Raw genomic sequence first — 18535 nt, 5'->3', positions numbered from 1 at the left:
CGTTCCGGTCGCAGTTCGTGCCGCTGGTGATGTGGCTCGATCGTTCCGGTCGCTCTTTGTGCCGCCGGTACCACGCAGGCGCGGCACGAACTGCGACCGGAATGCAGCCGACACGTCAGGCGAGGGCCGCGACCAGGGCCTGAGCGGCGGATGCCGACGACTGAGGGTTCTGGCCGGTGATGAGCAGTCCGTCGACGACGGTGTGATCACTCCACGGGTCGGTCACCTCGACGCTCGCGCCCAGCTCGCGCAGCGAGGTCTCGAGCAGGAAGGGCGCGTGGTCGGCGAGCCCGCCGATGCGCTCCTCCTCATCGGAGAAGCCGGTGATGCGGCGTCCGGCGACGATCGGCTCGCCGGCGGAATCGAGCGCGGGCAGCAGTGCGGCGAGACCGTGGCAGACGGCGGCCAACGGGCGGCCGCCGGCGATGGTCGCCGAGATGAGCGCTGCCGAGTCGGCATCCACTGCGAGGTCCTGCATCGGGCCGTGGCCGCCCGGGTAGTAGACGGCCGCGTAGTCGGCGCTGTCGACGTCGGCCAGCACCAGGGGAGTGCTGAGCCCCGAGATCTCAGCGAGAGCGGCGGCATCACCCTCGCCCAGGCTGGCCGTGTCGGCCACCGGCTCGATGCCGCCGGGAGTCGCGAACACGACGTCGTGCCCGGCTTCGGTGAGCAGGCGGTAGGGCGCGAGCAGTTCCTCGGCCCAGTAGCCGGTGGGGTGCTCGGTGCCGTCGGACAGGGTCCAGGTGCGGGCGCCGGTGACGACGAAGAGGACGGATGACATGGATGCTCCCAAGGGGTCTGACGACGGATGCCGTGCGGATGCGATATCGGGGACAACCACGACCGATGAAACCCGATTCCGATAGATTGCCGATATGAGCAATCGGATTACCGATGGATTGCAAGATGTCGGCCTGTGGCGCACCTTCCTCGCCGCGTACCGATCGGGCTCGGTGTCCGCTGCCGCGCGCGTGCTGGGACTCGCGCAGTCCTCGGTGACGACGCAGCTTCAGGCGCTGGAGGCGAGTGTCGGCGAGCCGCTGTTCGTGCGGCATGCGCGCGGCATCCGTCCGACGCCACGCGCCGACGAGCTCGTCGCGCGAGTCGCCGGCCCGCTCGACGAGCTGGCGGATGCTCTGGGCACGCGCCCCGCCGCCGAACCGCCGATCGTGCGCGTGGGCGGGGCGGCCGAGTTCCTCGCGCGCGTCGCCGTGCCCGCTCTCGCGCCGGCCGTTGCAGACGGACTGCGAGTCACCGTGTCGGCGGGCCTCGCCGACGATCTTCTCGACGACCTCAGAGTCGGCAGCCTCGACCTGGTGGTCTCGGCCGTGCGGCCACGCGGTCGCTCGCTGCCCAGCCTGCCGTTCTTCGATGAGGAGTTCGCGCTCGTCGCCGCCCCGTCGCTGGGGATCGTGCCATCGTCGCACCTGAGACCGGATCCTCTCGGCGAGGTTCCCCTGCTCGCCTACGCGCGGGATGTCCCGATCCTCCGGCGGTATTGGCGTCACACTTTCGGCATCCGTCTCGAGCGAGAGCCCGCGCTCGTGGTCGCCGATCTGCGCGCGCTCGCGGCCGCTGCCGTCGGAGGCGCGGGGGTGACCGTGCTGCCGACCTATCTGATCGCCGACGAACTCGCCGACGGCCGCCTCGTGGTGCTGCGCGAGACCGATGACCCGCCCATCAACACGCTGCACCTCGTTCGCCGCCCCGGTCCGCTGACCGACGGCGTCGCGCTCGTCGAACGCACGCTGCGCGCGGCGGTCGTCGGCCTCTGAGCAGTGGCGCGGTGGCTTCCCGCTGGTGCGGGGCCAGTTCTGCATCCGCCCGCGGTGCGAGGCGAGTTCTGCATCCGCTCGACCGGTGCGGGGTCAGTTCTGCACCCGAAACCCGCGATTCCGATGCGTTTCTGACCCTGCATGGCGGCGCCGGCAGGGGGGGTAGCGCCGGCAGACCCGCCGCCTCAGCGGGTGAGCCAGCGGCGCAGTGACCGCGTGACGAACGGCAGCACCCAGTAGGCCATGATCGGGGTCAACACCGCTGTCGTCGCCAGCACGCGCAGCCAGATCGGCAGCTCGTTCCAGCCGGGAACCGGGCTCATCGCATAGGTGAAGGCGAGGTTGACGGGGAAGAATCCGAGCCAGATCGACACGGCCTGCTTCCATCGCGGGGGAGTGCTGACCATCGCGACCGTGGTCGTCGAGCCGTCGGCGCGGGGCAGGGTGATCGTGTCGGTGGTCGGCTCGTCGAACCAGCCCTCGATGCCGGTGCGGCGCTTCACGCGCTCGCTGCGTACGAACTGGTCGCCGGTCGACTTCCACCACTCCCGCTCGCCCGACTGCTCCCAGGCGATCAGCGACTTCTCGTCGGTGAAGCGGTAGAGCATGTGCCAGACGTGCGAGTCCTCGCCGTCGCGCACCCATCCTGATCCGAGGAAGCCCGGATACCGGTGGGCGAGATTCACGCCGGTCTGCACCCACGCCGTGGCGGCGGCCACGTGCTCGGGGTCGACCTCGCGGCGGATGGAGACGGTGATGGGTTCGCTGGACATGGTGGGGTCCTCGGAGAGAGCGGATCGCCCGGGTCACGGGCGCCTCGACGGTGGGGGATGCGCCGGGGTGCGGGCGCACCAACGATTGTATTTCGGATGCGGTGGGTCACCGCTCGTTTTCGCGGCGCGCGAAGACGGCATCCGTCGCTCCGATGCCAGCGGCATCCGCCGCTGACGCCGCGACAGGGAGAGAATGGGACGCATGAGCACGCGCAGCGAAGCCGTCCTGATCGATGTCGTCCGCACCCCCGTCGGGCGGGGCAAGCCGGGTGGTGCCCTGTCGGGCGTGCATCCGGTCGATCTCGCGGCCGGAGCGCTCGCCGCGATCCTCGAGCGCAGCGGGCTCGAATCCCGGCAGATCGACGACGTGCTGCTCGGCTGCGTGAGTCAGGTGGGCGACCAGTCGTCGAACATCGCCAGGCAGGCCGTGCTCGCCGCCGGGTTCGACGAGTCGATCCCGGGGGCGACGATCGACCGCCAGTGCGGGTCGAGCCAGCAGGCGGTGCACTTCGCGGCGCAGGGGATCATCGCCGGCGCATACGACGCGGTCATCGTCGGCGGCGTCGAGTCGATGAGCCGCGTGCCGCTCGGGTCGTCTGCGGCCGGCGGAACTCCGATGTCGCCGCGGCTGCGGGAGCGATACCCCGAGGGGCTCGTGAACCAGGGGGTCTCGGCCGAGCTGATCGCCGAGCGGTGGAACCTCGATCGAGCCGCCCTCGACGCCTATGCCGCCGAGTCGCACCGCCGCGCCGCCGCCGCGTGGACCGAGGGGTTCTTCGACCGCACGGTCATCCCGGTCGCGGAGGCTCCCGATGCCGTGACCGATGAGACCGTCCGAGCCGGGACGACCGCTGAGGGACTCGCGGGACTTCAGCCGGCCTTCCGGACGGATGCGCTCGCCGCCCGATTCCCCGAGGTCGACTGGCGCATCACCCCCGGCAACTCGTCGCCGCTCACCGACGGGGCATCCGCCGCGCTGCTGATGAGCGCCGAGCGCGCCGAAGCACTCGGGCTCACGCCGCGGGCGAGATTCCACGCGTTCACGGTGGTCGGAGACGACCCGCTTATGATGCTCACGGGGCCGATCCCCGCGACACGTCGCATCCTCGAGCGCACCGGCCTCGCGATCGACGACCTCGACGCGTACGAGGTCAACGAGGCATTCGCGTCGGTGCCGCTCGCCTGGGCGGCCGAGGTCGGGGCGGATGCCGCCAAGCTCAACCCGCGCGGAGGGGCGATCGCGCTCGGCCACGCCCTCGGCTCGTCGGGAACACGCCTGCTCGGAACACTCGTCGATCAGCTCGAGGCCGTCGGCGGGCGCTTCGGCCTGCAGACCATGTGCGAGGGCGGCGGCATGGCGAACGCGACGATCATCGAGCGGCTGTAGCCCCGGCATCCGGTCTTTCGAATCGCGCGATTGACCCGATATGCGGTCCGAATAGGGTCATTCACGCGATTCGAACGGGTCCAGGTCAGCGCCGCAGAGCCGCGGCCACGCGACGCACGAGCTCTTTCGGTTTCGTCAGGAGCGGTGACGTCACCTCGATGACCGTCCAGCCGGCTGCCCGGAGACGCGCGATGCGCTCCACATCCGCCGCCCACCTGTCGCCGTGCAGCATTCCGAGGTATTCGACGATGACGCGCTCGTGCCGATAGGCCATGTCCACGCAACCGAGAAAGCGACCGCGATCGTCGAAGAGGTCGACATTGAGCTCGGGCTCGGGCAGACCAGCCATGATCAGGATGCATCGCACCTTCGTCTCTCGAGGCGACCAGGAGTCCTCTCGGACCAGACCGAGCGCCGTCCGAAGGCGCGCGGCGCCGCGGCGCCGTCCGGCGTCGAGCGCGGCTCGAAGCTCGTCGACGGTGCTGAGGGGCGGGCGGCCCGGTGACGGTCTGCCCCGACCCTGCCGCCACGTCCTGCACAGGTAGTCTCCGAGCGCCACGACATCGAGCAGGGGGAGTGTGCCCAGCGACACCCAGGTGGCGGACGCGGACGTGACCCGGAGGCCATTCTGATCGCTGATCGAGGTGAGGCTCGCGAGGGTCCTGTGCCCCGTGATCCCGGCTGCTCGGGGGAACGGAGTCGCTCCGGCGGCGCTGACGTGGAGGGGCAGGTCGGTATAGCCCGCGATCGCGTCTGCATCAGTGAACTCCAGCGGTAATGGTGCACCCCAGATCGACGCTGCCGTCTGGTGGCTGAAGAAATGTCCCGTGTGCAGCCCGGGAGCATAGGTGCGTGCGCGGTGCACCCTCGCCTGTCGCTGCCGTTCGTATGGATCCTCGATGTCGCGGAACGACGGTGTGCTGCCGCGGGGGATGCGCACTCCGTGGAACGGCGCCTTCAGGTCCCGACCGCGAAGGCGACTGCGGCTCACCCCGTACAGGCGAGCGATTCGGACCGGGAATCCGTCGCCGCATTCGTCTGGAAGCTTCGTCGTTCGTCCCATGGCGCCACGGTGACATGGTTCCGAGAGTCTCTGTTCGCACTGTCCACAGCCAGTGGCCTTCGAATCGCGCAAATGACCCGAAATTCCGTCGAGATGGGGTCATTCACGCGATTCGAACGCCAGACAAGACAGTCGAGACGGTAAAGACAGAGAAGACCCCCGCCGACCCGATTCGGCGGGGGTCCTTCGCGGTGTGTCACCGCAACGGGAGCAGACGCTCACCGTGGTGCGCGGATGACGTGACTACCCGATCCGGTCTGAGTCTGTGTCCGCGCATCTGCAGTTGTAGTCGGCGAAGGTGTCCGGACGGTGAACGCCGCGATAAATCCTCATCGGCGCGGATGCGGGCGTCTGGAAGCGCTTGCGACTTTCGGCCAGCAGCATCCCTGGCATCCCTGACTTTTCGCCACAGCCAGACTGCAAGCGCTTGCAGTTCTCACTCCCGCCCTGCTAGCTTCACTCGCAAGCCTTCGGACACGTCGTCGTGTCCGCCCGCCACCCAGGGAGCATCACTTGTTCAAGCCGGCTCGGTCGAAGACGACCGCCTCACGTCCGCTCGCCCTTCTCGCCGCCGCCGCGCTCGTCGTCTCGGGGTTCGGCGCCGCCGGCACCCTAGGCGCACCGCCCGCTTCCGCCGCCGACCGCACGGTGGCCCTTGTGGGCTCACTGCAGTCCGAGCTCGGCTGCGCTGCCGACTGGGCCCCCGACTGCGCCGAGACAGAGCTCGAACCCACGGGCGCCGAGGGCATCTACTCCGCCGAGTTCGAGGTACCCGCCGGCACTTGGCAGTACAAGGTCGCAGTGAACGACACCTGGGACGAGGCATACGGCCTCGACGGCGGCGCCGACGACATCCCCCTCACGGTCGCGGGCCCCACGACCCTCCGCTTCACGTTCGACGACACCCTCAAGCGGGTGGGACTCGAGGCGACCGAGCTGCGCGGCGGATACACGGCAGACGACGACGCGCTGATCACGAGCCCGGCGCGCCAGGCCGGGGCCGGCGAGCAGTTCTACTTCGTGATGACGGATCGCTTCGCGAACGGCGACACCTCGAACGACACCGGCGGCCTCGAGGGTGACCGGCTCACCACCGGGTTCGACCCCACCGACAAGGGCTTCTACCAGGGCGGCGACATCGCGGGCATCCGCGATAGCCTCGACTACATCGAGGGGCTGGGCACATCGGCGATCTGGCTGACACCGAGCTTCGCCAACAAGCCGGTGCAGGGCGAGGGGGCGAACGCCTCGGCCGGGTACCACGGCTACTGGATCACCGACTTCACGCGCATCGACCCGCACCTCGGCACCAATGAGGAGCTGCAGGCGCTGATCGCGGACGCGCACGCCCGCGGCATCAAGGTCTACTTCGACATCATCACGAACCACACCGCCGACGTGATCGACTACACCGAGGGCCAGTACTCCTATATCGACCAGGCGACCAGCCCCTACACGGATGCCGCGGGCGCGGCGTTCGACCCGGCCGACCATGCGGGCACCGACGGCTTCCCCGAGCTCGACCCGGCCACCAGCTTCCCGTACACGCCGGTGGTCGCCGACAGCGAGGCCGACGTCAAGGTGCCGGCCTGGCTGAACGACCCGACGCTGTACCACAACCGCGGAGACTCGACCTGGTCGGGGGAGTCGGTCACGTACGGCGACTTCAGCGGACTCGACGACCTGATGACCGAGCACCCCACGGTCGTCAACGGCTTCGTCGAGGTGTACGAGCAGTGGGTCGATCTCGGGATCGACGGCTTCCGCATCGACACCGTCAAGCACGTGAACTTCGAGTTCTGGGAGAAGTGGACCGCCGACGTCCTCGACTACGCGCATGAAACGGGCAACGACGACTTCTTCATGTTCGGCGAGGTCTACGACGCCGATCCGGTCAAGCTCGCACCGTACGTGCGAGACACCGACATGAACTCGATCCTCGACTTCACCTTCCAGTCCTCCGCCGTCAGCTATGCCTCGGGCAACTCCGCCAAGGGGCTGCAGTCCCTGTTCGCGGGCGACGACCGCTATACGACGCCCGATTCGTCGGCGACCGCTCTGCCCACCTTCCTCGGCAACCACGACATGGGCAGGGTCGGATCCTTCCTGCAGTCGACGGATGCTCCACTGCAGCGTGATGAGCTGGCACACGAGCTCATGTTCCTCACCCGTGGTCAGCCGGTCGTCTACTACGGCGACGAGCAGGGCTTCACGGGCGCCGGCGGCGACAAGGACGCCAGGCAGTCGCTCTTCGCCACGCAGGTCGCCGAGTACGCCGACCAGAACCTCATCACGGGCGAGCAGGCCGGCTCCGTCGACCGCTACGCGACGGATGCCGCGCTCTACGAGCACATCGCTGCGCTGTCCGAGCTCCGTGAGTCGAACCCGGCTCTCGGCGAGGGTGCGCAGATCGAGCGCTACGCGGCGTCCGGCGCCGGTGTTTACGCCTTCTCTCGGGTCGATGCCGACGACAAGGTCGAGTACCTGGTCGCGGTGAACAACGCTGCGACCGCGCAGACGGTCGACCTCGCGACGCTCACCGCCGACGCGTCGTACGAGGTGCTCTACGGCGACGCCGCACCCCTCACGACGGATGCCGGTGCGGCTGCCACGATCACGGTGCCCGCGCTGTCGGCCGTGGTCTGGAAGGCCGACTCGACCGTCACGGCGCCGTCCGAGGCGGCATCCGTCGAGGTCGCCGTGCCGACCGCCGGAGCCGGTGTGGCCGGACAGTCCGCAGTGCAGGCCGACATCGCCGACCAGTGGGCGCAGACCAGCTTCGCCTGGCGCGTCGTCGGCTCCGACGAGTGGCAGGCCCTCGGCACGGCGGAGGACACCGACCCGCGCGTCTTCCACGACATCCGTGATCTCGCGAACGGGACGCTCGTCGAGTATCGGGCGGTGACCACGGATGCCGCCGGCAACCACGCCGCAGCCTCGACGTACGCGTCGGTCGGCAACGCCGTGACGCTGGAGGCCGGCGAGGAGCCCGAGTCGCCGATCGACATGGTGACCGTGCCCGGCAGCCTCAACTCCGAGATGGGCTGTGCGGGCGACTGGGACCCCGCCTGCGAGAAGGCGAAGCTGACCCTGCGCGCTGATGGCGTGTGGGAGGGCACCTTCGATCTGCCGGCCGGCGACTACGAGTACAAGGCCGCGGTGAACGGCAGCTGGGCGATCAACTACGGAGCGAACGGCGTTCCCGACGGCTCGAACGTCACGCTCACCCACGCGGGCGGGCCGATCACCTTCTACTTCGACCCGCGCACGAACATCGTGCAGTCCACAGCCGACGGCCCCATCGTGACGCTGCCCGGCTCCCTGCAGGACGAGCTCGGCTGCGCGGCCGACTGGTCGCCCGACTGCCTCGGCACCCTGATGGCAGACGGCGACCGTGACGGCGTCTACGAGTTCTCGACCGCGGATCTGCCGACCGGCGCCTATGAGCTCAAGGTCGCGCACGGCCTGAGCTGGGCCGAGAACTACGGCGCCGACGGCGTGCCGGGCGGGGCGAACATCTCGTTCAGCGCCACAGAGGGCACGGTGACGTCGTTCCGCTACACGCTGGCGACGCACGTCCTCGAGGTAGGCAGCGACACCCCGCAGCTCCCCGGCGTCGGCGAGCAGCGCGCGCACTGGGTCGATGCCGAGACGATCGCGTGGCCGGCCACGCTCGGGTCCGTCGACCAGGCGGCCTATCAGCTGTACTCCTCGGCAGACGCCTCGCTCGTGGTGGCTGACGGCGAGGTCACAGGAGCAGAGCCGGTGGCGCTCGAAGTGATCGAGGACGGCCTGACCGACGAGCAGCTCGCCCGATTCCCGGCGCTCGGTGGCTACCTCGCCCTGCGAGTGACCGATGCGGATGCTGCGGCGCTGCTGCGCACGCAGCTCGCGGTCGCCCAGCGCGACGCGGCGGGCACGCTCACGGCGTTCACCGGTGTGCAGATCGCGGGAGTCCTCGACGACCTCTATGCCGCCGCGCTCGACGATGTCGACCTCGGCGTGACGTTCTCGGGCAAGAAGCCGACGTTCCGGCTGTGGGCGCCGACCGCGCAGAGCGCGACGCTGCTCACCTGGAACGAGGGGGCCGAGGGCGACCCCGTGCGCCACGAGGCCACGTGGGATGCGGCATCCGGTGTCTGGTCCGTCGCGGGCAAGAAGGATCTCAAGGGTGACGAATACCTCTGGGAGGTCGTCGTCTACGCTCCGACCACCGGCGCGATCGAGACCAACCAGGTCACCGACCCGTACTCGACTGCCCTCACGCTGAACTCGCAGCGTTCGGTCGCCGTCGATCTCGATGACAAGGCCTGGCAGCCGAAGCAGTGGCAGAAGGCCGAGTCGCCGGTCGTCGAGCGCGCGGTCGACCGCGCGATCTACGAGCTGCACATCCGGGACTTCTCGATCAGCGACGAGACGGTTCCGGAGGCGGAGCGCGGCACCTACCTGGCGTTCACCCGCGACAGCGCGGGCACCGACCAGCTGAAGCAGCTCGCGGATGCCGGCATCAACACCGTGCATCTTCTGCCCTCCTTCGACATCGCGTCGATCGAGGAAGACAGAGCGGCACAGGCCGTGCCCGACTGCGACCTCGCCTCGTTCGGCCCGGCCGATTCGGCTCAGCAGGCCTGCATCCAGGCCGTCGCCGATGCCGATGCGTTCAACTGGGGCTACGACCCGTACCACTTCTCGACCCCTGAGGGCTCGTACGCGGTCGACGCCGCGGGCGGCGCCCGGGTGAGCGAGTTCCGGTCGATGGTCGGTGCGCTGCACGACATGGACCTGCAGGTCGTGCTCGACCAGGTGTTCAACCACACCGCGGCATCCGGTCAGGCCGAGAAGTCGGTGCTCGACCAGGTGGTCCCGGGCTACTACCACCGGCTCAACGCGGCAGGCGGCGTCGAGACCTCGACGTGCTGCCAGAACGTCGCGACCGAGCACCTCGCCGCACAGAAGCTCATGGTCGACTCGGTCGTGACCTGGGCGCGTGACTACAAGGTCGATGGATTCCGGTTCGACCTCATGGGTCACCACTCGACGACGAACATGCAGGCGATCCGTGACGCGCTCGACGCGCTGACCCTCAAGAACGACGGTGTCGACGGATCCACGATCCACCTGTACGGCGAGGGCTGGAACTTCGGCGAGGTCGCCGACAACGCCCTCTTCGAGCAGGCCACGCAGGGCCAGCTCGGCGGCACCGGCATCGGGACGTTCAACGATCGGCTGCGCGATGCCGTGCACGGCGGCAGCCCGGTCGACTCGTCGTCGACGTTCCGCCAGGGCTTCGGCACAGGTCTCGGCACCGATCCGAACGGCGATCCGATCAACGGCACCGTCGAGCAGGCGCTCGCCGACCTCGGACACGAGACCGATCTGGTCAAGCTCGGGCTCGCGGGCAACCTGCGCGACTTCTCGTTCACGACGAGCGACGGCGCGGTGACGGCAGGAGACGGCATCGACTACCGCGGCTCGGCGGCAGGCTACGCCGACCAGCCCGACGAGGTGATCGACTACGTCGACGCGCACGACAACGAGACGCTCTACGACCTCTCGGTGCTCAAGCTGCCGGTGGACACCCCGATGGCCGACCGCGTGCGCATGAACACACTGTCGCTGGCGACCGTGACGCTCTCGCAGTCGCCCTCGTTCTGGCACGCCGGCACCGAGCTGCTGCGGTCGAAGTCACTCGACCGCAACAGCTACAACGCCGGGGACTGGTTCAACCGCATCGACTGGACGGGGCAGGAGTCGACGTTCGGCTCCGGGCTCCCTGCCGCAGCCGACAACGAAGAGAAGTGGCCGATCATGGCACCGCTGCTCGCCGATCCCGCGCTCAAGCCGGCCCCGGCCGACATGGCGGCAGCCGAGGCATCCGCTCTCGATCTGCTGCGGGTGCGCGAAGAGGTCGACCTGCTGCGGCTCGGCTCCGCCGAGCTGATCCAGCAGAAGGTCACCTTCCCGAATGGCGGTACGGAGGCAACGCCGGGCGTGATTCTCATGCAGATCGACGACCTGACGGGACCCGATGCCGACGCCGAGCTCGACGGGGCGCTCGTCGCGTTCAACTCCTCACCCACGCCGGTCACGCAGACGGTGGCAGGCCTGGCCGGGCGCTCGTTCGCGCTGACGCCGGCCCAGGCGAACGGAGCGGATGCCGTGGTCAAGACCACGACGTGGGATGCCGCGACCGGCACCGTGACGATCCCCGCCCGCTCGGTCGCCGTACTCGTCGACGACCAGGTGCAGCCGATCGACACCCTGGTGCGTGCCACCTCCGACGTGCTGGTGAAGGCGGGTAAGACCGCCACCGTGAAGGTGACCGTCACTGCTGGCGACGGCAGCGCACCGGTCGGCACCGTGACGGTGCACGACCGCGGCAAGGTCGTCGCGACGGTCGAGCTGACGCCGGCGGACAGGGGAAAGGTCACGGTCTCGGTGCCGAAGCTCGGTCGGGGGATCCACCTGCTCACGGTGCGATTCGACGGCACGGAACCGTGGCAGGACTCCCGCGGCCCGCGCAGCCTGCCCGTGATCGTCTACTAGAACGACGAAGACCGGATGCCGGGGCGCATGTCCTCGGCATCCGGTCTTCGTGTGGGCGTCCTACCAGGCGTACGCTTCGGGCGCTGTGCCGCCGGGGCCCGGCCAGACGCGGTCGAGTTCGGCGAGCGTGTCGGCATCGAGCACCACGTCGAGCGCCTCGACGGCCGAGTCGAGCTGGTCGAGCGTGCGCGGGCCGATCACCGGGGCGGTCACCGCCGGCTGGTGCAGCAACCAGGCGATCGCGACGACACCGGGGCGGATGCCGAGTTCGGCGCAGAACTCCTCGTAGCGTTCGATCGCGGGGCGTCGGTCTCCGAGCGCGTCGAGGCTCGACCGCGAGCGATCGGTCTTCTGCAGCACGCCGCCGAGCTGTCCGCTGGCCAGCGGCGACCAGGGCAGCAGGCCCATGCCGTACTGCTCCGCGGCGGGCACGACCTCGAGCTCGACGGTGCGCTCGGTGAGGTTGTACAGCGACTGCTCGGTCACCGGGGCCGGATAGCCGGATGCTGCGGCGATCTCGTGCACGCGCGCCAGGTGCCACCCGGCGAAGTTCGAGCTGCCGAGATAGGTGATCTTGCCCTGCTCGCGCAGCGTCGCGAACGCGCTGAGCGTCTCGTCGATCGGCACCTCGCGGTCGATGTGGTGCATCTGGTACAGGTCGATGTGGTCGGTGCCGAGGCGCCGGAGCGAGGCATCGACCGACGCGCGGATGTGCACCGCCGACAGCCCGCGATCGTTCGACCGGGGGCCCATCACGCCGAACACCTTGGTCGCGACGATCAGGTCGTCGCGGGTGCCGCGGTCCTTCATCCAGCGCCCGACGATCTCCTCCGACTGCCCGGGGTGATCGCCCCACCGGCCGCCGCCGTAGACGTCGGCGGTGTCGATGAAGTCGATGCCTGCGTCGACCGCCCGATCCAGGATGGCGCGCGAGGCGTTCTCGTCGATCACCGGGCCGAAGTTCATGGTGCCGAGAGCCAGGCGGCTCACGCGCGCCCCCGCTCGTCCGAGACGTGTGTACTGCATCAGCTGTTCTCCTTCTGCACGTGGTGCGATGGTCGCGAGTCGTTCGTGTCGACGAACGCCCATCCGAACGCTCCGAGCTCGCGACGCGGGTCGGTCGAACCGGTGAGCACATCGGTTCCCGGCACGTCGACCGCGAACGGCTCGGTGCTGTGGTTGATGACGGTGAGGATGCTGCCGCGCCGCGCGATCTCGACGTGCTCGGGCAGTCCCTCGATCTCGGCCGTCACTCCGGCCTCGGCCGCGAGCCATCCCAGCACCGCGCGCATGCCGTCGTCGTCGGGGATGGTCGCGAGGTAGTACCCCCGCCCTTCGCCGAAGTCCTTGCGCGTGAGCGCGGCTCGCCGCGCGGTGCGCCCCTCGGTGAAGCGGCCGAGCACCTCGGCATCCTGCACGATCAGCTCTTCGGCGAAGTACTGTCCGACGATGCGACCGGCCGGCCCGTCGAGCGGTGCCTCCGACTGCCCGGGTCCGTCGGGCACCGCGTGGCTCGCGACCTCTCCGGCCGAATCGGCCGAGCGCACGGACTCGGGCGGCACGAGCGCCCCGAAGTCCTCGAGCGCCACACCGAGGGCGTCGCGCAACGAGACGATGAACCCGCCCTCGCGGAACGCGTCGTCCTGGTCGACCACGTCGCTGAACGCCGAGACGAACAGGTTGCCGCCTTGCTCGACGTAGGAAGACAGATTCGCGGCTCCGTCGTCGCTCAGCAGATACTGCTGCGGTGCCACGACGAGCGAGTACCCGCTGAGGTCGCTGGTCGTGTTGACGATGTCGACCGCGAGGTTCTGCCGGTGCAGCGCCGCGTGCCAGCGGTGCGAGAGCGTGAGGTAGTCGAGCACGATCGGGTGGTCGCGGCCGTCGATGGCCCACCAGTTCTCCCAGTCGAACACGAGCGCGATCTTCGCCCCCGAGGTCACATCCGGCAGGTCGGGAAGCTGGGCGAGCTGTCCGCCGAGTTCTGTGACCTCTCGCCACGTGCGCGTCTCGAGCCCTGCCTGCGGCACCATCGCCGAGTGGAACTTCTCGCTGCCCCGACGCGACTGGCGCCACTGGAAGAACATGATGCCGTCGGCACCGCGGCCGACCGCCTGGGCGCTGATCGCCGCCATCTGTCCCGGCGCCTTCGGCGCATTGGTCGGCCGCCAGTTGAGCGCATTGGTCGACTGCTCGGTGAGGATCCACGGCACGCCCGGCTTGAGCCCCCGCATGAGCTCGCGCGCGAACGCCGCTCCGCGGAACGACTCGGGGTCGTTGGGGTCGGGGTAGTTGTCGTCGCAGATCACGTCGACCTCGTCCGCCCACTTCCAGTAGTCGGCCGGCGGGAACGCGCCCATGAAGTTCGTGGTGATGGGCTGCGTCGCCCCCGAGGCGCGGATGATGTCGCGCTCCATCACGTACAGCTCGAGCAGGGTGTCGGAGGTGAACCGCTTGAAGTCGAGCACGCTGGTCGGGTTGATGCTGTACGGCGCCTTGCGCGGCGGCACGATCTGGTCGAACGCGGTGTAGCGCTGCGACCAGAAGTCGGTGCCCCACGCGTGGTTGAGGGCGTCGATCGTCTCGTACTTGCGCTGGAGCCACACGCGGAACGCGTCGCGCGCCGCGTCGGAGTAGTCGTAGTGCAGGTGGCATCCGTACTCGTTGTTGACGTGCCAGAGCACGACCGCAGGATGCTGCGCATAGCGTTCCGCGAGTGCCGTGACGAGCTCGGACGCGAGGCGACGGTAGACGGGCGAGGCGGGCGCGTACGCCTGACGGCTGCCCGGCCAGAAGGTCGAGCCGTCGGCATCCTGCGGCAGCATCTCGGGATACGCGGCAGACGCCCACGGGGGAGGGGATGCGGTCGCGGTGGCGAGGTCGACCTGGATGCCGCCCTCGTGCAGCAGCCCGATGATCTCGTCGAGCCACTCCCAGTCGAACTCGCCCTCGACCGGCTGGATGCGCGACCACGAGAAGATCCCGAGGCTCACGAGCGTCACACCCGCTTCGCGCATCAGCCGGACGTCTTCGGGCCAGACCTCTCGTGGCCACTGCTCGGGGTTGTAGTCGGCGCCGTAATGCATGGATCTCCTGGGTCGGTTCTCTGGGCCTGCACCTTCGACCCTAGCGGGGAAGCGCTTTCCTTCCCAGTGCGCCGTTCGAATCGCGCAAATGACCCGATAAACACCGCGCATCGGGTCATTCGCGCGATTCGAACGGATGCAAGGACGCCCTAGTAAATCGCAGGATGCCGAAGTATCATCGTCATAGTGCCAACGACGGCGCGAAGGGACATCGCACAATGACTCGTACCATTCCCCATCTCGTAGGCGGAAAGCACCTCACCCCCGAGGGTGGACGCTTCGCCGACGTGTTCGATCCGAGCACGGGATCCGTCCAGGCGCGCGTGCCGCTGGCCTCCGCCGACGAGGTCGCCGCCGTGATCGCGAACGCCGAGGACGCCCAGGTCGCATGGGCCGCGACCAATCCCCAGAAGCGGGCGCGCGTGCTGCTGCGGTTCCTCGATCTGGTGCAGCGCGAGATGCAGTCGCTTGCCGAACTGCTCGCGAGCGAGCACGGCAAGACCGTCGACGATGCGAAGGGCGACATCCAGCGCGGACTCGAGGTCATCGAGTTCTCCGCCGGCGCTCCGCACCTGCTCAAGGGCGAGTACTCGACGGGCGCCGGAGCCGGGATCGACGTCTACTCGATGCGTCAGCCGCTCGGAGTGGTCGCCGCGATCACCCCCTTCAACTTCCCCGCCATGATCCCGCTGTGGAAGGCGGGCCCCGCTCTCGCGGCCGGCAACGCCGTGGTGCTCAATCCCAGCGAGCGCGACCCCTCGGTGCCGGTGCGCATAGCCGAGCTGTTCCTCGAGGCGGGGCTCCCCGCCGGCGTCCTCAACGTCGTGCACGGAGACAAGGAGGCGGTCGACGCGCTTCTGACCGACGATCGCATCCGCGCCGTCGGTTTCGTCGGCTCGACCCCGATCGCCGAGTACATCTACTCGACGGCGGCCGCTCACGGCAAGCGGGCGCAGTGCTTCGGTGGCGCCAAGAACCACATGATCGTCATGCCGGACGCCGACCTCGACCAGGCCGTCGATGCGCTCATCGGCTCGGGCTACGGCTCGGCGGGGGAGCGTTGCATGGCGATCTCGGTCGCGGTGCCGGTCGGACAGGAGACGGCGGATGCTCTCGCCGCCAAGCTCACCGAGCGCGTCGCGCAGCTGCGTATCGGCCCTTCGCTCGCGAGCGACGTCGACTACGGGCCGCTGGTCACGCGCGCCGCGGTCGAGCGGGTCGAGGGGTACATCCAGCAGGGCGTCGACGAGGGCGCGACGCTGCTGGCCGACGGTCGCGGATTCACGGTCGAGGGGCACGAGCAGGGCTTCTATCTCGGACCGACGCTGTTCGACCACGTCACGACCGACATGGCGATCTACCGGGAGGAGATCTTCGGCCCGGTGCTCGTGATCGCGCGCGCCGCCGACTACGAAGAGGCGCTGCGCATGGCGTCCGAGCACGAGTACGGCAACGGCGTCGCGATCTTCACGCGCGACGGCGATGCCGCCCGTGACTTCGCCGCCAGGGTCGAGGTCGGCATGGTCGGAGTGAACGTGCCGATCCCCGTGCCGATCGCGTATTACACGTTCGGCGGCTGGAAGCGCAGCGGATTCGGCGACTTGAACCAGCACGGCGCCGACGCCTTCCGCTTCTATACGAAGACCAAGACGGTCACGAGCCGCTGGCCGTCCGCCGGGATCCGCGAGGGCGCCAGCTTCGTGATCCCCACCATGCACTGACCTTCCCCCCGGTCGTTGAGCGAGGAGCGCAGCGACGAGACGAAACGCACCACTGCGAAGGAACCACGATGACCATGACCACCGTCACCACCACCACCGCCGAAGAGCGCGAGGCCATCCTCGACGCCGTCCGCGAGTTCGCCGACACCGAGCTCGCTCCGTTCGCCGCCGAGCGCGACGAGAAGCACATCTTCCCTCGCGAATCCCTGGGCAAGGCCGGGGAACTCGGCCTCGGCGGCATCTATGTGCGCGAGGAGTTCGGTGGCACGGGCCTCAGCCGCTCCGACACGGTCGCGATCTTCGAGGAGCTCGCCAAGGGCGACCCGGCCGTCGCCGCCTACATCTCGATCCACAACATGGTGGTCTGGATGATCGACACCTATGGTGACGACGCGCAGCGCGGCGAATGGCTGCCGAAACTCACCGCGATGCAGGAGTTCGGGGGGTACTGCCTCACTGAACCGGGCGTCGGATCGGATGCCGCGAACGTCGCCACGAGCGCGGTGCGCGACGGAGACGACTACCTGCTCACCGGGGTGAAGCAGTTCATCTCGGGCGCGGGTGAGGCCGCGGTCTACGTGGTGATGGCGCGCACCGGCGAGCCGGGTGCCCGCGGCATCAGCGCCTTCCTCGTCCCGGGCGACGCCGAGGGGCTCAGCTTCGGTGCCCCCGAGAAGAAGATGGGCTGGCACGCCCAGCCCACCCGTCAGGTGATCCTCGACGGCGTCCGCGTTCCGGCATCCGGCATGCTCGGCGACGAGGGCCGCGGCTTCGCGATCGCGATGTCGGCGCTCAACGGCGGCCGTCTCAACATCGCGGCGTGCTCGCTCGGCGGTGCGCAGTGGGCCCTCGACCGTGCGGTGCAGTACGTGCACGAGCGTGTCGCGTTCGGCGAGCCGCTGGCCGAGAAGCAGTCGATCATGTTCGCGATCGCCGACATGCGCACCGACCTGCAGGCCGCTCGCCTCATGGTCAGGGACGGCGCTTCGGCGGTGGATGAGCAGGCACCGGACGCGACGATGCGCTGCGCCATGGCCAAGCGCTTCGCGACGGATGCCGGATTCGACGTCGCCAACCGCGCGCTGCAGCTGCACGGCGGGTACGGATATCTGCAGGACTACGGCATCGAGAGGGTCGTGCGCGACCTGCGGGTGCATCAGATCCTCGAGGGCACCAACGAGATCATGCGCCTGATCGTCGGCCGCGAGATGCTCCGACCCGCGGGGTCGGCGTCGCTCCAGCGGAGCGGCGGAGACCGGATGCGGAGCGCATCATGACCGAGGCGTCGAAGGCCCGCATCGCGTTCCTCGGCCTCGGACACATGGGGCTGCCGATGGCGAAGAACCTGGTCGCGGCCGGTCACGAGGTGCATGGGTTCGATCTGGTGCCCGCGGCGATCGAGGCGGCGCTGGCCGCCGGCATCCCGATCGCGGCGAGCGGGGCGGATGCCGTCGCCGAGGCCGACGTCGTCATCACGATGTTCCCCGCGGGCAGGCACGTGATCGACGCGTACCGCACCGAGCTGCTCGCCGCCGCGCGCCCGGACACCCTGTTCATCGAGTCGTCCACGATCGCGGTCGACGAGGCCCGTGCAGCCCACGCCCTCGCCCTCGCCGCGGGGCACCGCAACATCGATGCTCCGGTCTCGGGCGGGGTCGTCGGCGCCGAGAACGGCACGCTCGCCTTCATGGTCGGCGGCTCCGACGAGGACTTCGCCGCAGCTCTCCCCGTGCTCGAGATCATGGGAAAGCGCATCGTGCACTGCGGCGGCCCCGGCCTCGGGCAAGCGGCGAAGGTCTGCAACAACATGGTGCTGGCCGTCTCGCAGATCGCCGTCGCCGAGGCGTTCGTGCTCGGAGAGCGGCTCGGACTCGAGCATCAGGCGCTGTTCGACGTCGTGTCGCAGGCATCCGGTCAGTGCTGGTCGATCACGACGAACTGCCCGGTGCCGGGACCGGTGCCGACGAGCCCCGCGAACCGCGACTACCAGCCGGGCTTCGCGGGTGCCCTGATGGCCAAGGATCTCGGTCTCGCGCTGCAGGCGATCGAGCAGACCTCGACAGACGCGAAGATGGGGCGCCTCGCGCAGCAGCTCTACGCCGCGTTCGCCGCGGGTGAGGGCGCGGCGCGGGACTTCTCGGGCATCATCACCGACATCCGGGACGGGTCGGCGTGACACCCCCG

11 protein-coding genes are annotated in these 18535 nt (G+C 69.2%); 6 read left to right on the top strand and 5 right to left on the bottom strand.

Annotation, left to right across the window (positions count from 1 at the left end; genetic code table 11):
* Positions 1-115: 115 nt before the first annotated feature.
* Positions 116-781 (bottom strand): type 1 glutamine amidotransferase domain-containing protein, encoded by a 666-nt coding sequence (locus RQG77_RS15205; RefSeq protein WP_311245483.1) that lies wholly within the window; start codon positions 779-781, stop codon positions 116-118.
* 94 nt (positions 782-875) lie between these two features.
* On the opposite strand from RQG77_RS15205, the gene RQG77_RS15200 reads away from it, so the two are divergent.
* Positions 876-1775 (top strand): LysR family transcriptional regulator, encoded by a 900-nt coding sequence (locus RQG77_RS15200; protein ID WP_311245482.1) that lies wholly within the window; start codon positions 876-878, stop codon positions 1773-1775.
* 185 nt (positions 1776-1960) lie between these two features.
* Here RQG77_RS15200 and RQG77_RS15195 read toward each other — a convergent pair whose 3' ends face one another.
* Complete coding sequence (locus RQG77_RS15195; protein WP_056313942.1) at positions 1961-2548, bottom strand: antibiotic biosynthesis monooxygenase; 588 nt, start codon at positions 2546-2548, stop codon at positions 1961-1963.
* A gap of 202 nt (positions 2549-2750) precedes the next feature.
* Between RQG77_RS15195 and RQG77_RS15190 the strand changes: the two genes are divergently transcribed.
* Positions 2751-3935 (top strand): thiolase family protein, encoded by a 1185-nt coding sequence (locus RQG77_RS15190; RefSeq protein ID WP_311245481.1) that lies wholly within the window; start codon positions 2751-2753, stop codon positions 3933-3935.
* Positions 3936-4020: 85 nt separating this feature from the next.
* On the opposite strand, the gene RQG77_RS15185 is transcribed toward RQG77_RS15190, so the two are convergent.
* The gene (locus RQG77_RS15185) at positions 4021-4926 is read right to left on the bottom strand and encodes a hypothetical protein (RefSeq protein WP_311245480.1); all 906 of its coding nucleotides are present in this window, start codon (positions 4924-4926) and stop codon (positions 4021-4023) included.
* A gap of 585 nt (positions 4927-5511) precedes the next feature.
* Here RQG77_RS15185 and pulA point away from each other — a divergent pair.
* Entirely contained in the window at positions 5512-11544 is a 6033-nt protein-coding gene (gene pulA / locus RQG77_RS15180; protein ID WP_311245479.1) for a pullulanase-type alpha-1,6-glucosidase, read from the top strand.
* Between the two features lie 60 nt (positions 11545-11604).
* Here the strand turns inward: pulA and RQG77_RS15175 are convergent, their stop codons facing one another.
* Positions 11605-12570: an aldo/keto reductase gene (locus RQG77_RS15175; RefSeq protein ID WP_311245478.1), complete on the bottom strand. Its 966-nt coding sequence runs from the start codon at positions 12568-12570 to the stop codon at positions 11605-11607.
* Positions 12570-14630 (bottom strand): beta-galactosidase, encoded by a 2061-nt coding sequence (locus RQG77_RS15170; protein WP_311245477.1) that lies wholly within the window; start codon positions 14628-14630, stop codon positions 12570-12572. Before RQG77_RS15170 ends, RQG77_RS15175 begins: the two co-directional genes overlap by 1 nt.
* Positions 14631-14848: 218 nt before the next feature.
* Here RQG77_RS15170 and RQG77_RS15165 point away from each other — a divergent pair, with 218 nt between their 5' ends.
* From RQG77_RS15165 to mmsB, 3 genes are all read left to right on the top strand, one after another.
* Positions 14849-16351 carry a CoA-acylating methylmalonate-semialdehyde dehydrogenase gene (locus tag RQG77_RS15165; protein WP_311245476.1) on the top strand — a complete coding sequence of 501 codons (1503 nt, stop codon included), beginning with the start codon at positions 14849-14851 and terminating at the stop codon, positions 16349-16351.
* 68 nt (positions 16352-16419) lie between these two features.
* Complete coding sequence (locus tag RQG77_RS15160) at positions 16420-17628, top strand: acyl-CoA dehydrogenase family protein (protein ID WP_311245475.1); 1209 nt, start codon at positions 16420-16422, stop codon at positions 17626-17628.
* Positions 17625-18527, top strand: coding sequence for a 3-hydroxyisobutyrate dehydrogenase (mmsB, locus tag RQG77_RS15155; protein WP_311245474.1), 903 nt, complete (start codon positions 17625-17627; stop codon positions 18525-18527). The genes RQG77_RS15160 and mmsB overlap by 4 nt, the downstream gene beginning before the upstream one ends.
* The last annotated feature ends 8 nt before the right edge of the window (positions 18528-18535 follow it).

Source organism: Microbacterium sp. WCS2018Hpa-23 (genome assembly GCF_031843845.1).
Taxonomy (GTDB): domain Bacteria; phylum Actinomycetota; class Actinomycetes; order Actinomycetales; family Microbacteriaceae; genus Microbacterium.
The sequence above is the reverse complement of the archived record's forward strand: the minus strand, read 5'-3'. Positions and strand labels throughout refer to the sequence as shown.

Bases quoted from the DNA above. Each gene is read 5' to 3' on its own strand.
- RQG77_RS15190 (WP_311245481.1), top strand. From the start codon at position 2,751: ATGAGCACGCGCAGCGAAGCCGTCCTGATCGATGTCGTCCGCACCCCC.
- RQG77_RS15170 (WP_311245477.1), bottom strand. From the start codon at position 14,630: ATGCATTACGGCGCCGACTACAACCCCGAGCAGTGGCCACGAGAGGTC.
- RQG77_RS15165 (WP_311245476.1), top strand. From the start codon at position 14,849: ATGACTCGTACCATTCCCCATCTCGTAGGCGGAAAGCACCTCACCCCC.
- mmsB (WP_311245474.1), top strand. From the start codon at position 17,625: ATGACCGAGGCGTCGAAGGCCCGCATCGCGTTCCTCGGCCTCGGACAC.
- RQG77_RS15195 (WP_056313942.1), bottom strand. From the start codon at position 2,548: ATGTCCAGCGAACCCATCACCGTCTCCATCCGCCGCGAGGTCGACCCC.
- RQG77_RS15175 (WP_311245478.1), bottom strand. From the start codon at position 12,570: ATGCAGTACACACGTCTCGGACGAGCGGGGGCGCGCGTGAGCCGCCTG.
- RQG77_RS15205 (WP_311245483.1), bottom strand. From the start codon at position 781: ATGTCATCCGTCCTCTTCGTCGTCACCGGCGCCCGCACCTGGACCCTG.
- RQG77_RS15200 (WP_311245482.1), top strand. From the start codon at position 876: ATGAGCAATCGGATTACCGATGGATTGCAAGATGTCGGCCTGTGGCGC.
- RQG77_RS15160 (WP_311245475.1), top strand. From the start codon at position 16,420: ATGACCATGACCACCGTCACCACCACCACCGCCGAAGAGCGCGAGGCC.